This window comes from Elioraea rosea (genome assembly GCF_007644105.1).
Lineage (GTDB): Bacteria > Pseudomonadota > Alphaproteobacteria > Acetobacterales > Acetobacteraceae > Elioraea_A > Elioraea_A rosea.
The window spans coordinates 33,116-47,514 of the sequence record NZ_VFAC01000025.1 but is presented as its reverse complement, the minus strand read 5'-3'; the positions used below and the strand labels follow the sequence as shown (position 1 = coordinate 47,514).

Below are 14,399 nucleotides of genomic sequence, written 5' to 3'. Positions count from 1 at the left end.
CATGCCACCGGCCGGCGTGCTGCACCGCAACGAACCGGGAGGGAGAACGAGATGCCCGATACCGTGGCCCCGAAGACGGGGGAGACGCTGATCCCGGTGAAGCCCGAGATCGCGGCGAAGGCGCATGTCGATGCCGGGAAGCGCCGCGCGATGGTCGAGGCCGAGGCGAAGGACGCGGACACGTTCTGGGCTGGCGAGGCGAAGCGGCTCTCCTGGATCAAGCCGCCCTCGAAGATCAAGAACGTCTCCTTCTCGGGCGACGTGTCGATCCGCTGGTTCGAGGACGGGGTGCTGAACGCCTCCGTCCAGTGCCTCGACCGGCACCTGCCCGCGCGCGCGAACCAGACAGCGATCATCTGGGAGGGCGACAACCCCGCAGAGAGCGCGCACATCACCTATGGCGACCTGCACGAGCGCGTCTGCCGGCTCGCCAATGCGATGACGTCGCTCGGCGTGAAGAAGGGCGACCGCGTCACGATCTACCTGCCGATGATCCCCGAAGCCGCGGTGGCGATGCTCGCCTGCGCGCGCGTCGGCGCGATCCACTCGGTGGTGTTCGGCGGCTTCTCTCCCGAGAGCCTGCATGGGCGCATCGAGGATTGCGGATCGACGCTTCTCATCACGGCGGACGAGGGCCTGCGCGGTGGCCGCAAGGTATCGCTGAAGGCGAATGCCGACGCCGCGCTGAAGCATTGCCCGACGATCAAGGACGTGATCGTCGTCAGGCGCACCGGCGGGGCCGTTGCGATGCAGGAAGGGCGCGACCACTGGTACCACGAGCTTTGCGCCAAGGCCTCGCCGAAGCATGAGCCGGTGCCGATGGGCGCGGAGGACCCGCTGTTCATCCTCTACACCTCGGGCTCGACCGGGAAGCCGAAGGGCGTGCTGCATACGACCGGCGGCTACATGGTCTGGGCGAGCCTGACGCACCAGCTCGTGTTCGACTACCGCGAGGGCGAGGTCTACTGGTGCACCGCCGATGTCGGCTGGGTGACCGGGCACACCTACATCGTCTACGGCCCGCTCGCGAACGGTGCGATCACGTTGATGTTCGAGGGCATCCCGAACTACCCCTCCGTCTCGCGCTTCTGGGAGGTGGTGGACAAGCACAAGGTGAACATCTTCTACACCGCGCCCACGGCGATCCGCGCGCTGATGCGCGAGGGCGAGGCGCCGGTGAAAAAGGCCTCGCGCGCGTCGCTGCGCATCCTCGGAAGCGTCGGCGAGCCCATCAACCCGGAGGCCTGGCTCTGGTACTACCGCGTGGTGGGGGACGAGCGGTGCCCGGTGGTCGACACCTGGTGGCAGACCGAGACGGGCGGCATCCTCATCTCGCCGCTCCCCGGCGCGGTGGACCAGAAGCCCGGCTCGGCCACGCTGCCGCTGCCTGGCGTGAAGCCCGTCCTCGTCGATGCGGAGGGCAAGCTTCTCGAGGGCGCGACGGAGGGCAATCTCTGCATCACCGATTCATGGCCCGGCCAGATGCGCACGGTCTATGGCGACCATGAGCGGTTCAAGCAGACCTACTTCTCGACCTATCCAGGAATGTACTTCACCGGCGACGGCGCCCGACGCGACGCAGACGGGTACTGGTGGATCACCGGCCGTGTCGACGACGTGCTCAACGTCTCCGGCCACCGCATGGGCACGGCAGAGATCGAGAGCGCGCTCGTCGCCCACCCGAAGGTGGCCGAGGCGGCCGTCGTTGGCATGCCGCACGACCTCAAGGGCCAGGGCATCTACTGCTACGTGACGCTCACCTCCGGCACCGAGCCAACGGAGGAGCTGCGGAAGGAACTGGTGGGGTGGGTACGGAAGGAGATCGGCCCGATCGCCTCGCCAGACGTCATCCAGTGGGCGCCGGGGCTGCCGAAGACGCGGTCGGGCAAGATCATGCGCCGCATCCTGCGCAAGATAGCCGCGAACGAGACGGAGAACCTCGGGGATACGAGCACCCTCGCTGATCCGACCGTGGTCGATGACCTGGTGGCGAACCGCGGGGGGTAGGGCGGCTCGGTCGGCGCGATGGGAAGCCAGCGAGCTCGCCCCGATGGGGTCGAGCTCGCTCGGCAGCAGCCAGGTAGCCCTGTCCAGGCCCCTGCGTCAGCGGAGGCCGAGGAAGCTCAGGATGGCGACGACGACGACCACCAGGCCGATGATGTAGATGACACTGTTCATTGCGCTCTCTCCTCTGACACGCAGTTGCGCCCAGCTAACGGAGGGAAGCGGTAGCGGGTTGCATCGCGTGCCGGATATGCCGGTCGTGCTAAGCTTCTGGCCATGGACGAGGCCCGCTTCGCGGCGCTGATCCGCCGCCACCTGCCGTTCTACCGGGCGCTGGCCGAAGGCGCCCGGGCACCTGCCACGGCGGCGCAGAGGCGCTTCGTCGCCGCAGCGCGCGGCGAGGTCGAGCCCGAAACCGAGCACGAGCGGGCCTTCGCCCGCTGGCGCGAGGGTGTGGCCCGGGCGGACAGGGCGCTCGCCACCGAGCCGATGCGAACCAGGCCGGACAAGGAAAGCCGCTCGGAAGCCAGGCTCAGGCTGAAGCGACGATAATCCTCTATTCGCAGCGGGCCCCGGTCACCCGTCGCGCGGCGTCGACGCGGACGGTCAGGCGCGCGGTGTCGAAATCCATCGTGGCTGCGTCGTTCGGCCCGAGGATGCGCACGCGCGCCACGCCTTCCGGCTTCCAGCCGTCCGGCAGAACCCGGCCGCCATGCTCGCGCATGACCGCCTCGGCCGCGGCCGCGCAGGCGCGTTCGGAACCCCTCGCATGCGGGGCGAGGAAGGTCATCACCAGCGCGATCGCGAGCAGGACCGTGAGCGACGCGGCGAGCCTGTTCCAGCGCACGGGGCGAAGCGGGGTCGGGGCGGGCCGGAACCAGCCCTCAGGCCGCGGAAGCATCATCATCCCGGCACGATACACCAGCACGATGTCCCGTGCCCGTTCCCTTGCCCGGGGCGCGCCTCAGGCGCCGACCCGGTGCGCCGAGAGATGCGAGATGCTCTGCGCCTCGTGCGTCAGCGTCACGATCATGGCGATGCCGTTCGCGTCGCCCTCGAGCGCCTTCTTGGCGTTCCTCGGCAGGGGGATGTTCAGGACCTTGCAGCGCCGGATCAGCACTGCGCCGAGATGCGCCGCCGAGAGCTCGGCCTCGCAGGGCTCATGCGCCCCCTGGGCAAGCACCCGGATGCGCGCGGCGAGCGGGTCGGCCGACAGCGCGATGCCCTTCACCTGGGCGCCGCGCGGAACGAGCGCGGGCGCGATGTCGGGCATGTGCGCCTGCACGGCCTCCCGCAGGGCCGGCAGGCCGAAGATGATGCGCCGTTGCTCCTTGATGCTCATGCGGATGCCCCTGTGAGCGGCTCTCGAGACCGATCATGGTTAATGATGATTGATGCAGCATGCAGTGCGATGATTGCGGTCGCGTTAAGAACGCGGCATGCCCCTTATCCGGATACCGCGTCGATCGCCTTGGCGAGCCGGACGTCGCGCGCCGAAAGTCCGCCCGCGTCGTGCGTCGAGAGAACGATCTCCACCCGGTTCCACACGTTCGACCATTCTGGGTGATGGTCCTGCGCCTCGGCGAGCAGTGCGACTCGGCTCATGAAGCCCCAGGCCTCCGAGAAATCCGCGAAGCGGAAGCTTCGCGTGATCGCGTCCCGCCCCTCAACCATCCCCCACCGTGGCAGGGCCGCAGCGAGCCCGGCCCGTTCGGCCTCCGTCAACTTCTCGACCGCCATGTGCTTGCCCTCCCTCTGCGAATTGCCCATGTGGTGCGCATGCGCCGCTTCACCACCGCGCCCACCACCGAGGAGATCGTCGCGCTGGCCGACGAGGCGCTCGCCTGGGCCGCGCAGCGCCTGCCGCGGCACCTCGCCGGCATTCTCGACGGTGTTCACATCCTCGTGGAGGAGATGCCCGACGAGGAGACGCTGGCCGATCTCGGCCTCGAGAACCCGTGGGACCTGACCGGCCTCTGGCGCGGTGTGCCGATGACGGAGCGAAGCGTCACCCACCCATCGGCGATGCCGCCCGCCATCTTCCTCTATCGCCTGCCGATCCTCGCCGAATGGATCGAGGGTGACGTGACGCTCCCCTCGCTCGTGCGCAACGTGCTCATCCATGAGGTCGCCCACCAGGTGGGCTTCTCCGATGCAGAGATCGCCCGGCTCGAGAGGGAGGCGTGAGATGCTGGGTCGTGTGCTCGAAGGGCTCGCGGAAGCGGTCGGTTCTGCCGGCACGGTCCTTGGCGTGAGGGATGCGACCGAGGAGCCGCACTACGAGGTGATCGGCCTCGTCAACGGCGCCGAGGTGCGGCGCTACGGCGACAGGCTGGCCGCGGAGGTGACCGTTCCCGGAGAGGAGGGCGCGGCCCGGCAGGCCGGGTTCCGGCCGCTCGCGGGCTTCATCTTCGGCGGCAACGAGGCGCGCGAGAAGGTGGCGATGACCATTCCCGTCGCGCAGTCACCTGCCGGGGCGGGGGGGTGGACGGTGCGCTTCTTCATGCCCGCCGGCTACACCGAGCAGACGCTGCCGCGCCCTCGCGACGCATCGGTGCGGATCATCACCGTTCCGGGCGGGGACTATGCGGTGATGCGTTTCCGGGGCGTGCCGACCGCCGATGCCGTTGCGCTGCGCAAGGCGCGGCTGATGGCCGCGCTCTCCTCTGGCGCCTGGCAGGCCGAGGGCGAGCCGGAAGGCTGGTTCTACGACCCGCCCTGGACGGTGCCGACGCTCAGGCGCAACGAGGTCGCCGTCCGCGTCAGCCAGCGAGAGCCCGCGCAACCTCCCGCTTGAGGGCGGGCAGAACCTCGGCCTCGAACCACGGGTTCCGCGCCGCCCAGGCGCGCGTGCGCCAGGACGGGTGCGGCAGCGGGAAGTGGCTCGGCAGGAAATCAGCGTAGCGGCGCACCGCATCCTCGAGCTTCGTGTCCTTGCCGAGCACGAGCCGCACCGCATAGCCGCCGACGAGAAGCCTCAGCCCAACCCGCGCGAGCATCGGCACCACCCGTGGGTGCCAGAGCGGTGCGCAGTTCGGGCGCGGCGGCGCGTCTCCGCCCTTCGGCAGGCGCCCCGGATAGCAGAGCCCGGTCGGCAGGATCGCGACGCGGCCGCCGTAGAACTGCTCCTCGTCGAGGCCGAGCCACTCCCGCAGCCTGTCTCCCGAGGCGTCGGTGAAGGGCTGGCCGGAAAGGTGCGCCTTGGTTCCGGGCGCCTGGCTGGTGATGAGAAGCCGCGCATCCGGCGAAAGCTGGAACACAGGGCGAGGCCCGAGCGGCAGCCCCGCGCAGGCCGTGCAGGCGCGAAGCTCCGAGACCAGCGCGAGGAAGCCCTCAGGCCGCATCGAGCAGGCGCCGCACGAAGCCCGGCACCACCACGGTCGCCGGCCCGTGGATCGCCTCGTCGAACATGGTCGTGCCGGCGGAGCGTTCGAGGTTGAGCTCGACCGTCCGCGCCCGCCCGCGCACCTCCGCGACGAACCCGGCCGCGGGATAGACGTTGCCCGAGGTGCCGATCGAGACGAACAGCCCGCAGGCATCGAGGGCTGCGCCGATCGCCTCCATCTGCATAGGCATCTCCTCGAACCAGACGATGTGCGGCCGCATCCCGCCCGTGCGGCCGCAGGCGGGGCAGGCGGTGTCGGTCGAGAGGTCCTCGCGCCACTCGGTGACGGCATCGCACAGGCGGCAGCGCGCGCGGGCGAGCTCGCCATGCATGTGGATCAGGTTCCGCTGGCCTGCGCGGTCATGCAGGTCATCGACGTTCTGGGTGACGACAAGCACGGGCGCGGGCCAGCGCCGCTCGAGCTCGACGAGCGCGTGGTGCGCGGCGTTCGGCTGGACGGCGGGGTCGGCCAGCGCCCGGCGGCGGGCGTTGTAGAACCCGTGCACCCGGGCAGGGTCGCGGGCGAAGGCACGCGGGGTCGCGACATCCTCGATCCGCACCGTCGCCCAGATGCCGTCAGCGTCGCGGAAGGTCGCGAGCCCGCTTTCGCGGCTGATGCCCGCGCCGGTGAGGATAACGATGGAGGGGTGAGGCATGGCCGCAGCATAGCCTGCGACGACTGCAATTGCGTCGCATGATCAAGTTATTGAAATCATTGGACTTTCATCGTGGCGCGTGGTGAATGGCGCGGCCATGGAATGGCCTCTCGTCTTCGCTGCCGCGCTGCTGACGGCGCTCGCCACCGGGCTCGGGGCATTGCCCTTCGCCGTCGTCGGCCCCGCCTCGCTCGGCGCGCGCGGTCTCGCGCTCGGCAACGCTGCCGCGGCCGGCCTGATGCTCGCGGCCTCGGGTATGCTGGCGCTCGAGGGGGTGAAGCTCGGCCCGCTCGCGGCCGCGATCGGGGCCGTCGCCGGGGTGGCCTTCATCCGCGTCTCCGATGCGGTCCTGTCCCGGTTCGAGGACCTCGACCTCGGCGCTCTCAAGGGCGCGGATGCGCGCCGCGCCATCCTTATCGTCGGCATCATGACGCTGCACTCGGCCGCCGAGGGCATAGGCGTCGGCGTGGCCTTCGGCGACGGCGCACCGCTCGGCTGGTTCGTGACCATCGCGATGGCGATCCACAACATCCCCGAGGGGCTTGCGATCAGCCTCGTGCTCGTCCCGCGCGGCGTGTCCTGGCGGTCAGCGGCGTGGTGGAGCGTGTTCTCCTCCCTGCCACAGCCTCTGCTTGCCGTGCCGGCCTACCTCTCGGTGCTCGTCTTCGCCACGCTCCTGCCCGCCGGCCTCGGCTTCGCCGCCGGGGCGATGGCCTGGATGGCGGTGTCGGACATGATCCCCGAGGCGCGGCGCGTGGCCGATACGCGCTCTGTGCTGCTGGTCGCGATTCTCGCTGCCGTCGCGATGCTCGGGCTCTTCGCCGTGATCCCCGGCGGCTGAGCAGGCGTCAACCCGACACCACCGCCTCGACCGTCCAGCCTTCCCGGGGCTCCGCGTGCAGCGCCCAGAAGCGCTCGGCGATCCTTTCGGGATCGAAGGCGGTGCCCGGTGCGACCGTGCCGGCGATCGTCACGGTGCCGACATGGATACCCTCGCCGTCAAGCTCTCCCGCGAGCGCGTGGACGAGGCCGCGCAGGGCCGACTTCCCTGCCGTGAGCGAGGCGACCCCCGCGCCATAACCGGGGTTCAGCGCAAGCCCGCCTCCGGTGAACAGCATCGTGCCGCCGCCTGCGGCGCGCATCGCAGGGTAGACGGCGCGCGCCGCAGCGAATGCACCGGTGACAGAGAGGGCAAGGTCGCGCGCGAAGGCCTCGACGGAGAGTGCCATCGCGGGGCCAGGCGTGACCCCTGCCGCGTTCCAGACGAGCACGGTCGGCGCACCGAGCGCGGCGGCGATGGCGCCGAGCGCGGCCGCCACGGCCTCGGGGTCGGAGAGGTCGGCACCGGCAACGCTGGCGGGGACGCCAAGCGCGGCTGCCTCCTGCTCGAGGCGGGAGGCGCTGCGTGCGGCGAGGCCGATCGCGAATCCCTCGCGCGCGAACCGCCGCGCCACCGCAAGCCCGACGCCGGGACCGGCGCCAAGCACCGCGCAGACGCCGCTCACCGGCCGAGCTCCCGCGCGACGGCGTCGGCGTTCTGGGCCAGCAGCGTCGGGATGGGAACGACCGTCGGCCAGCCAGGCCAGGTCTCCTCCGCCTCGGCGACGACGCGTGCGCGTGCGGCCTCGCTCCAGGCCCCGTCGCGCAGCCTTTCGCGCACCATGCCGCGGAACGCGGAGAGGTAGTCGACCTGCTCCGCGGCGAGCAGCCCGAACGCTGCCGGTGTGCCGTGCCCGGGCAGTGCGACCGTGCCGCTCGGGTAGCGCGCGCGCACCCGCTCGAGCTGCTCGAGCCACTGGCCCGTGAGCCCCTCGAGCAGGTAGGGCGTCACGCGGTTGCCGACGAGGTCGGAGGCCAGCAGCAGCCCTGCGTCCGCCGCGTACAGTGTCGTCATGCTCTGCGCCTCGCCTGGCCCATGCTCGTCGATGCGCCAGCTCCGGCCGCCGAGCGTGACGGTCTCGCCGTCGCGCACGATGCGCGTCGGCGCGGGAAAGTCGGTCGGGGCGGCGGGGCCGAAGATCCGCTGCATCAGCGGCAGCATCGCGGGCTTGGACGCCTCGAGCGCGCGTGCCGTCTCTGCGGAGGCCATGATGGGAACGCCGGCGAAGGCGCGGGAGATGACCTGCAGCCCCGCGGCGTGGTCGGGGTGCTCGTGGGTCAGCACGATCGCCTCGACGCGTCGGTTCAGCGCACGCACGGCCGCGACAACCATCTCCCCCTCGGGGACCGTGCGCTGGCAGTCGACGATCGTGACGCCATCACTGCCGATCAGCAGCCAGGTGTTCACCGCGCCCTCGCCCGGAGTGTTGACGGGCCGCACCGAGGGGGCCGCGCCTTGCGCGCGTGCTGTCGTCGAGAAGCGCGCCACGGCGAGCGATGCGAGCAGAGGCAGGGTGGCGATACTCCGGCGCGACAGCGTCATGGCCTCGTCCTTCTGTTGCTTTCTGTGATCGGCACGCCTGAGGATGTGGACGGAACGCGGGAGCGCCAATCGATCCCGTCGATGCAGCGCATGGATGGGATCGATGCCGGCCGAAAGTGCACTCGACTTGAATCTGCTCGCAGCCTTCGAGGCCTTGTACGCCGAGCGCAGCGTCACCGGCGCGGCGCGCCGGCAGGGCATCGGCCAGCCGGCCATGAGTGCGGCGCTTTCCCGGCTTCGCAGGCTCCTCGGCGACGAGCTCTTCATCCGCGTCGGCGCCACCATGCAACCGACACCGCGGGCGGAGGCGATCGGGCCGCGCATCGCCGAGGCGCTGGCGCTGCTGCGCAGCGCGGTCGCCGCGGACGTGGCGTTCGAGCCAGGCCGGGCGGAGCGCCGTTTCACAATCGCGGCCTCCGATTCCGTCACCCTCGTCCTGATGCCGCGCGTGCTCGGGCTGCTGCGCGAGGCAGCGCCAGGGATCGCCATCAGGATCATCGGGCTTGCGAAGGACGACGCCGTCGGGCTGCTCGACCGCGGGCAGGCCGATGTGGTGATCGGCACGTTCCGGGCCGCGCCGCCCCGGCTGGTCACCACCACCCTGTTCCGCGACCGGTTCATCGGGATCGCGCGGAAGGCGCATCCCGTGCTTGAGGCGCCGGTCACCCTCGATGCCTGGCTTGCCTGGCCGCACGCCTTGTTCACGCTGCGTGGCGACATGCGCGGCGAGGTGGACGACATCCTCGCCCGGCGTGACCGCAGCCGCCGCGTGGCGCTCAGCCTGCCGCACCTTCTTGCCCTGCCGGCCCTGCTCGCCGGCTCGGACCTGCTCGCCGCGGTGCCGTCGCGGCTCGCTCCCGTCCTTCGCGGCGGCGACATCGCGACCTTCCCCCTGCCGATCGCGACCGAGGAGTGGCGCGTCATGATGCTGGCAAGCCCGCTCACGCGGCGCGACAAGGCGCTCGCGTGGCTGCGGGGGATCGTCAGGCAGGCGGCGTCGGCGCTCTGAGCCTCAGCCGGGGGTCCTGCGCCCGCGCGGACCGAGCGGGCGTGCATGGCCGCTTGCGAGCAGGGCCGCGCCGAGATCCTCGCCGCCGACGGAAACGCGGGCGACGACGCGGCCGCCATACTTGTCGTGCGCAACCTCCGTCAGGACCAGCGCGGCCCCCTCCGCGAGCGAGGCGGTGAAGACCCGGGCCGCCGCAGCACGCTCCCGCTCCGCCTCGTCGCGGGAGCGGAGCTCGGGCGCGTTCACGTCGCGCAGCCGCACGCGGGTGACCACCTCGAGGTCGAGCCAGACGGGACGCGGGCGCGGACGAGAAGCGTGTCGCCGTCGATCACCCGAAGCAGCGTCGCCTCCACGGGCCCGGCGATCGTGTCGGTCGCCAAGGCGGGCGCATGGGGGAGGCCGGCGAGGGCGAGCGCGGCGAGGCCGACGAAGGCGTTACGTAGCCGGAAGGAACAGAGCGGGAACGGCATATGCCGACAGTGGCGTGCGAATGCTTAACAAACAATGAGCCGATCCGATTCGGGCGAACGAATCAGGACCGTTCCTGTCATACGATTCGTCCACAAGATGCTGTGGGCGAATCGGACGCGCGCCCACAAGCGCGTTCTCATTCCGCCGACAGGCGCGGCGATCGCGCAGAAAACGCTGCGAAATCAACGTGTTCAGAAGTCGGTGCAGCGGCCTTTCTGCTCCCAGTCGCCATAGCGGGTCGGCTCCGGGCCCTTCGGCCCGCCGATCTCGCGGGGTGGCTTGTCCTTCGCCTCGGGCTTCGGCGCGACCGTCTCGGGCTTCGCGGTCTCTGGCTTGTCCGTGCTCATGCTGCTCATGTGATGGCGCCGGGCTTTGCGCCAAGCGGGCGCGGCCCTGATATACACCGACCGCAAGACCACACACCGGGGGAGCTGCGGGGCATGTCCGGCTACATCAAGACCGCCATCCTGCTTGCCGTGCTCACGGCGCTGTTCGGCGCCATCGGCCTCGCGCTCGGCGGCGAGCAGGGGATGATCATCGCGCTGCTTTTCGCCGGCGGCATGAACCTGTTCGCCTACTGGAACAGCGACAAGGTCGTACTCCGGATGCACAACGCGCAGGAGATCGGCCCGCGCGACGCCCCCCGGCTCTACGCGATGACCGAGGCGCTCGCGAAGCGCGCGGGGCTGCCGATGCCCAAGCTCTACGTCATCGACGAGGACCAGCCGAACGCCTTCGCCACGGGGCGGAACCCGCAGAACGCCGCCGTCGCGGTCAATCGCGGCCTGCTCACCCGGCTGTCGGAGGCAGAGGTCGCCGGCGTCGTCGCGCACGAGCTCGCCCATATCCGCAACCGCGACACGCTGATCATGACCGTGACGGCGACGGTCGCGGGCGCGATCTCGATGCTCGCCCAGTTCGGCTTCTTCTTCCGCGGCGGGTCTGGCGAGAACCGCCCGAACCCGATCGTGATGCTCGCGATGCTGATCATTGCCCCGCTCGCTGCCGGCATCGTGCAGTTCGCGATCAGCCGCTCCCGCGAATACGAGGCCGACCGCGTGGGCGCGGAGATCTCGGGCGACCCCCGCGCGCTCGCCTCCGCCCTCGTCTCGCTGCAGAACTACGCGCGGGGGATCGAGAACCACCACGCCGAGGCGAACCCGGCGACGGCCCATCTCTGGATCGTCAACCCGCTTTCCGGGGCGCGGATGGACAACCTGTTCTCCACCCACCCCGCCACCGAGAACCGCGTCGCAGCGCTCGAGAAGCTCGCGCACGAATGGGGCGGCCAGCCGCCTGCGCCGCCGCCGCCTTCCTCCTCGCCGCGCCGGGCCGGCGGTTCGGTGCCACGCTCGGGCGGCTAGTCCCGCGCGTAGAGAACCAGCGTCAGTCGCTGGCCGCGGCTGTAGTTGAGGCCAGCGACCGTGCCCACCGCCCGCACGCCGATGCCGAGCCGCGCTGCCTCGGCCATGAACGCGGCCTGGTAGCGCTCGCGCACCAGCGCCACACCGCGCGGGCGTTCGGCGAGATGCTGCGCCGCCTCCTGCCCGTTCGCGACAAGGCGGGTGTCGGTGCCTGCGAGGAAGACGAGCGAGGGCTCGTGGAACCCCGCGGTGGCGAAGGGCCGCTCGTCCGCGGGCGGCCGCCCCCCCGTCGCCGCCCAGTGCGCATCGAGCGCGGCGACGACGCGCGGGGCGATCCAGAGCGCCTCGGCGCGCGGCAGCACGCCCTGCAGAAGCGCGCCCGTCACCACCGGAGAGAGGATGAGCCCGGCCGCGGCGAGGGTGGCGAGGTCCTTCCGCCTCAGGGCACCCCAGCCGACCCAGGCGAGCAGCCCGGCCGCGGCGAGAACGAGCGGGCTGCCCCAGGTGAAGCTCCGCGCGGCGATCGGAACGGCGAGGGCGAGCGCGGCAAGGATCGCCAGCGCCGCGAACCAGAGCACGGCGGAAACGCGCGCGAGCCAGCGCGGCGGCTCCCGCCGCGCAGGGTCGAGAAGCCAGGCGGAGGTGAGCATCAGCACGGCGGGGAAGGTGACGGAGACGTAGTGCGGCAGCTTCGTGGGCAGAAGCTCGAACACGATCCAGGTCGGGATGATCCAGGCGAGCAGGAACCGCACCGCCGGCTCGGTGCGCGCAGCCCAGGTGCCGGGAATCGCCCGCAGCACGACAAGGCCGAGCGGGAAGAGGGTGAGCGAGACGAGCAGGAGGTGATAGCCCGGCGGCCCGCCATGCGCCTCGTCCGCCCCCGCCACCTTGCCGCCGAGATCGCCGCCGATCGCGTCAGCGAAGAAGGCGCCGTCCGTCGCGATCCAGATCAGCACCGCCCAGGGCAGGACGATCAGAAGTGCCAGCGGCAGGCCCCAGGCCGGGCGAAGGGCGGCGAGCCAGTCGCGCGGGCGTTTCGCGCGGCGGTCGAGCACGTAGAGGACCAGCGCCGCGAGACCCGCGACCATCGGCGCGACCGGCCCCTTCAGCAGCGCGCCTGCCCCGAGCGCCGCCCAGAACCCGGCCGCGCAGGGCGCCCCGAAGGCTGCAGGGCGGAGATAGGCCTGGGCGAACAGCCCCATCATCACCGCGATGACGCCGAGAAGGGCGGCATCCGTCTTGGCGATATGCGCCTCGACGACGACGACGACCGACACGGGCAGGGCGAGCGCTGCGAGCAGGGCCGCGCGCGGGCCGAAGATCCCCCGCCCGAACCAGAGCGTGGCGAGCGCGGCGAGCATCGCTCCGAGAAGCGAGGGGATCCGGTAGGGCCAGATGCTCGTCCTCGTCGCGAGCCCGAGCCCTTCCGCCACGCTCACGCTCGCGGCCTGCGCCCAGTGGATGCCGACGGGCTTCTTGTTCCGCGCGACGTCGCCGAAGCGGATGGCCACGAAATCGCCCGTCTCGAGCATCTGCTTCGTCGCCTGGGCGAAGCGCGCCTCGTCCCGGTCGGACGGCGGCAGGGAGAAGAAGCCGGGCAGGAACGCGGCGAGGCAGATCGCCAGCACGAGAAGCGTTGGGTGGCGCGTGCCGAGGATGCGGTCGAGGAGGTGGGGGGCGGCCATGCGCGCGCCTTCTAGCCCCGATCCGCCCCGCGCGCCATGAATGCGCCGATGGAGAGATCGTCATCGCCCTCGTCCTCCGGCGTCGCGGCCCGGCGCGCCGCCGTCACGCTTCTCGAGGCTGTTCTGGGCCGTCGTCGCACGCTCGACGAGGCGCTTGGCGCGATGCCCGAGATGGCTGCGCGGGACCGCGGCTTCGCCCACCTGATCGCTGCGACCGTGCTTCGCCGCCTCGGCACGCTCGATGCGGTGCTCGAGCCCTTCCTGCGGCGCGCGCCGCCCGATGCGGTGCTGCATGCGCTCCGGACCGGGGCAGCGCAGCTTCTGTTCCTCGGCACCCAGCCGCATGCGGCGGTGGGCGAGACGGTCGCGGCCGTCAGGACGCTGCCGAAGGGGGACAGCTTCGCCGGTCTCGCCAATGCCGTGCTTCGGCGCGTGGCGGCAGAGGGGCAGGGCACGCTGGCGGGGCTCGATGGGCCGCGCCTCGACACGCCCGACTGGCTCTGGCGCTCCTGGCACGCCGCCTATGGTCCGGCGACGGCGCGCGCCATCGCCGTCGCGCACCAGCGCGAGGCCCCGCTCGACCTCACCCTGAAGCCCGGCGAGGACGGGTCCGCCTGGGCCGCCCGGCTCGGTGCCACCCTCCTCCCGACCGGCTCTCTCCGTCTTCCGGCGGACCATGCGCCTGTGCGCGAGCTCGACGGGTTCGCCGAGGGGGCGTGGTGGGTGCAGGACGCCGCGGCGGCACTCCCCGCCCGGCTTCTCGCCGCGAAGCCTGGCGAGCGCGTGGCCGATCTCTGCGCGGCCCCCGGCGGCAAGACGGCGCAACTCGCCGCCGCCGGCGCGTCGGTCACGGCTGTCGAGCGCGCACCCGACCGGGCGGGCAGGATCGGCGAGAACCTGGCCCGCCTCGCGCTCGCGGCCGAGATCGTGGTCGCCGATGCGGCGACCTGGACGCCTTCCGAGGCGTTCGATGCCGTGCTCCTCGACGCCCCCTGCACGGCGACGGGCACGATCCGCCGCCACCCGGACATTGCCCGCGTGAAGCGCGAGCGGGACGTCGCCGCCCTTGCCCCGGCGCAGGATGGGCTTCTCGCCGCCGCCGCACGGATGCTGAAGCAGGGGGGAAGGCTGGTCTACGCCGTGTGCAGCCTCGAACCCGCAGAGGGCGAGGGGGCGGTGGCACGCGCGCTTGCCGCCGGCCTGCCGCTCCGCCCCGAGCCGTTCACCGAGGCGGAGATCGCGGCCGTTGCCGAGGCGCGGACGGCGGAGGGGCATCTCCGCACCACGCCTGCGCTGTGGCCCGAGCGCGGCGGGATGGACGGGTTCTTCGCCGCCCGCCTCGTCCGCGTTGCATCGTAACGGCCGGTTGACGCGAACGTCAGGTTGACCGGCTTTCCTGCTAA

At 71.5% G+C, this 14,399-nt stretch carries 19 protein-coding genes; 8 read left to right on the top strand and 11 right to left on the bottom strand.

Annotated features, from left to right (window positions below; genetic code table 11):
* Nucleotides 1-51: 51 nt before the first annotated feature.
* Nucleotides 52-2,007, top strand: a complete 1,956-nt coding sequence (gene acs, locus FIF60_RS14985; RefSeq protein WP_144186904.1) for an acetate--CoA ligase — start codon at nt 52-54, stop codon at nt 2,005-2,007.
* Between the two features lie 273 nt (nt 2,008-2,280).
* Nucleotides 2,281-2,556: a DUF413 domain-containing protein gene (gene maoP / locus FIF60_RS14975; RefSeq protein ID WP_144186902.1), complete on the top strand. Its 276-nt coding sequence runs from the start codon at nt 2,281-2,283 to the stop codon at nt 2,554-2,556.
* A gap of 4 nt (nt 2,557-2,560) precedes the next feature.
* Here maoP and FIF60_RS14970 read toward each other — a convergent pair whose 3' ends face one another.
* From FIF60_RS14970 to FIF60_RS14960, 3 genes are all read right to left on the bottom strand, one after another.
* Entirely contained in the window at nt 2,561-2,932 is a 372-nt protein-coding gene (locus tag FIF60_RS14970) for an I78 family peptidase inhibitor (protein ID WP_144186901.1), read from the bottom strand.
* Between the two features lie 36 nt (nt 2,933-2,968).
* On the bottom strand, nt 2,969-3,346 hold the full coding sequence (locus FIF60_RS14965; protein WP_144186900.1) for a hypothetical protein: 378 nt from the start codon (nt 3,344-3,346) through the stop codon (nt 2,969-2,971).
* A 104-nt stretch (nt 3,347-3,450) separates the two neighbouring features.
* Nucleotides 3,451-3,744 (bottom strand): 4a-hydroxytetrahydrobiopterin dehydratase, encoded by a 294-nt coding sequence (locus FIF60_RS14960; RefSeq protein ID WP_144186899.1) that lies wholly within the window; start codon nt 3,742-3,744, stop codon nt 3,451-3,453.
* 39 nt (nt 3,745-3,783) lie between these two features.
* Here FIF60_RS14960 and FIF60_RS14955 point away from each other — a divergent pair, with 39 nt between their 5' ends.
* Both FIF60_RS14955 and FIF60_RS14950 read left to right on the top strand, forming a co-directional pair.
* Complete coding sequence (locus FIF60_RS14955) at nt 3,784-4,191, top strand: metallopeptidase family protein (RefSeq protein WP_144186898.1); 408 nt, start codon at nt 3,784-3,786, stop codon at nt 4,189-4,191.
* A gap of 1 nt (nt 4,192) precedes the next feature.
* Nucleotides 4,193-4,801 (top strand): SOUL family heme-binding protein, encoded by a 609-nt coding sequence (locus tag FIF60_RS14950; protein WP_144186897.1) that lies wholly within the window; start codon nt 4,193-4,195, stop codon nt 4,799-4,801.
* On the opposite strand, the gene FIF60_RS14945 is transcribed toward FIF60_RS14950, so the two are convergent.
* Together FIF60_RS14945 and FIF60_RS14940 are read right to left on the bottom strand one after the other, a co-directional pair.
* Complete coding sequence (locus FIF60_RS14945) at nt 4,767-5,348, bottom strand: uracil-DNA glycosylase family protein (protein ID WP_144186896.1); 582 nt, start codon at nt 5,346-5,348, stop codon at nt 4,767-4,769. The two genes, FIF60_RS14950 and FIF60_RS14945, sit on opposite strands and share 35 nt — an antisense overlap.
* The gene (locus tag FIF60_RS14940) at nt 5,338-6,045 is read right to left on the bottom strand and encodes an NAD-dependent deacylase (RefSeq protein WP_144186895.1); all 708 of its coding nucleotides are present in this window, start codon (nt 6,043-6,045) and stop codon (nt 5,338-5,340) included. Before FIF60_RS14940 ends, FIF60_RS14945 begins: the two co-directional genes overlap by 11 nt.
* Before the next feature lie 97 nt (nt 6,046-6,142).
* Here FIF60_RS14940 and FIF60_RS14935 point away from each other — a divergent pair, with 97 nt between their 5' ends.
* Nucleotides 6,143-6,886, top strand: coding sequence for a ZIP family metal transporter (locus FIF60_RS14935; RefSeq protein WP_144186894.1), 744 nt, complete (start codon nt 6,143-6,145; stop codon nt 6,884-6,886).
* Between the two features lie 7 nt (nt 6,887-6,893).
* Here the strand turns inward: FIF60_RS14935 and FIF60_RS14930 are convergent, their stop codons facing one another.
* Together FIF60_RS14930 and FIF60_RS14925 are read right to left on the bottom strand one after the other, a co-directional pair.
* The gene (locus FIF60_RS14930; protein WP_158639240.1) at nt 6,894-7,550 is read right to left on the bottom strand and encodes an SDR family NAD(P)-dependent oxidoreductase; all 657 of its coding nucleotides are present in this window, start codon (nt 7,548-7,550) and stop codon (nt 6,894-6,896) included.
* Complete coding sequence (locus FIF60_RS14925; protein ID WP_158639239.1) at nt 7,547-8,467, bottom strand: MBL fold metallo-hydrolase; 921 nt, start codon at nt 8,465-8,467, stop codon at nt 7,547-7,549. The genes FIF60_RS14930 and FIF60_RS14925 overlap by 4 nt, the downstream gene beginning before the upstream one ends.
* Nucleotides 8,468-8,570: 103 nt before the next feature.
* Between FIF60_RS14925 and FIF60_RS14920 the strand changes: the two genes are divergently transcribed.
* Entirely contained in the window at nt 8,571-9,476 is a 906-nt protein-coding gene (locus tag FIF60_RS14920; protein ID WP_158639238.1) for a LysR family transcriptional regulator, read from the top strand.
* Nucleotides 9,477-9,479: 3 nt separating this feature from the next.
* Here FIF60_RS14920 and FIF60_RS14915 read toward each other — a convergent pair whose 3' ends face one another.
* The 3 genes from FIF60_RS14915 to FIF60_RS14905 form a co-directional block, all read right to left on the bottom strand.
* The gene (locus FIF60_RS14915) at nt 9,480-9,737 is read right to left on the bottom strand and encodes a thermonuclease family protein (protein WP_158639237.1); all 258 of its coding nucleotides are present in this window, start codon (nt 9,735-9,737) and stop codon (nt 9,480-9,482) included.
* On the bottom strand, nt 9,719-9,946 hold the full coding sequence (locus tag FIF60_RS14910; RefSeq protein WP_144186889.1) for a hypothetical protein: 228 nt from the start codon (nt 9,944-9,946) through the stop codon (nt 9,719-9,721). The genes FIF60_RS14915 and FIF60_RS14910 overlap by 19 nt, the downstream gene beginning before the upstream one ends.
* Nucleotides 9,947-10,138: 192 nt before the next feature.
* On the bottom strand, nt 10,139-10,294 hold the full coding sequence (locus FIF60_RS14905) for a DUF1674 domain-containing protein (RefSeq protein ID WP_239451648.1): 156 nt from the start codon (nt 10,292-10,294) through the stop codon (nt 10,139-10,141).
* Nucleotides 10,295-10,387: 93 nt separating this feature from the next.
* On the opposite strand from FIF60_RS14905, the gene htpX reads away from it, so the two are divergent.
* The gene (gene htpX, locus FIF60_RS14900; protein WP_144186887.1) at nt 10,388-11,311 is read left to right on the top strand and encodes a zinc metalloprotease HtpX; all 924 of its coding nucleotides are present in this window, start codon (nt 10,388-10,390) and stop codon (nt 11,309-11,311) included.
* On the opposite strand, the gene FIF60_RS14895 is transcribed toward htpX, so the two are convergent.
* Nucleotides 11,308-12,996, bottom strand: coding sequence for an ArnT family glycosyltransferase (locus tag FIF60_RS14895; RefSeq protein ID WP_144186886.1), 1,689 nt, complete (start codon nt 12,994-12,996; stop codon nt 11,308-11,310). The two genes, htpX and FIF60_RS14895, sit on opposite strands and share 4 nt — an antisense overlap.
* Before the next feature lie 48 nt (nt 12,997-13,044).
* Here FIF60_RS14895 and FIF60_RS14890 point away from each other — a divergent pair, with 48 nt between their 5' ends.
* Nucleotides 13,045-14,355: an RsmB/NOP family class I SAM-dependent RNA methyltransferase gene (locus FIF60_RS14890; protein WP_144186885.1), complete on the top strand. Its 1,311-nt coding sequence runs from the start codon at nt 13,045-13,047 to the stop codon at nt 14,353-14,355.
* The last annotated feature ends 44 nt before the right edge of the window (nt 14,356-14,399 follow it).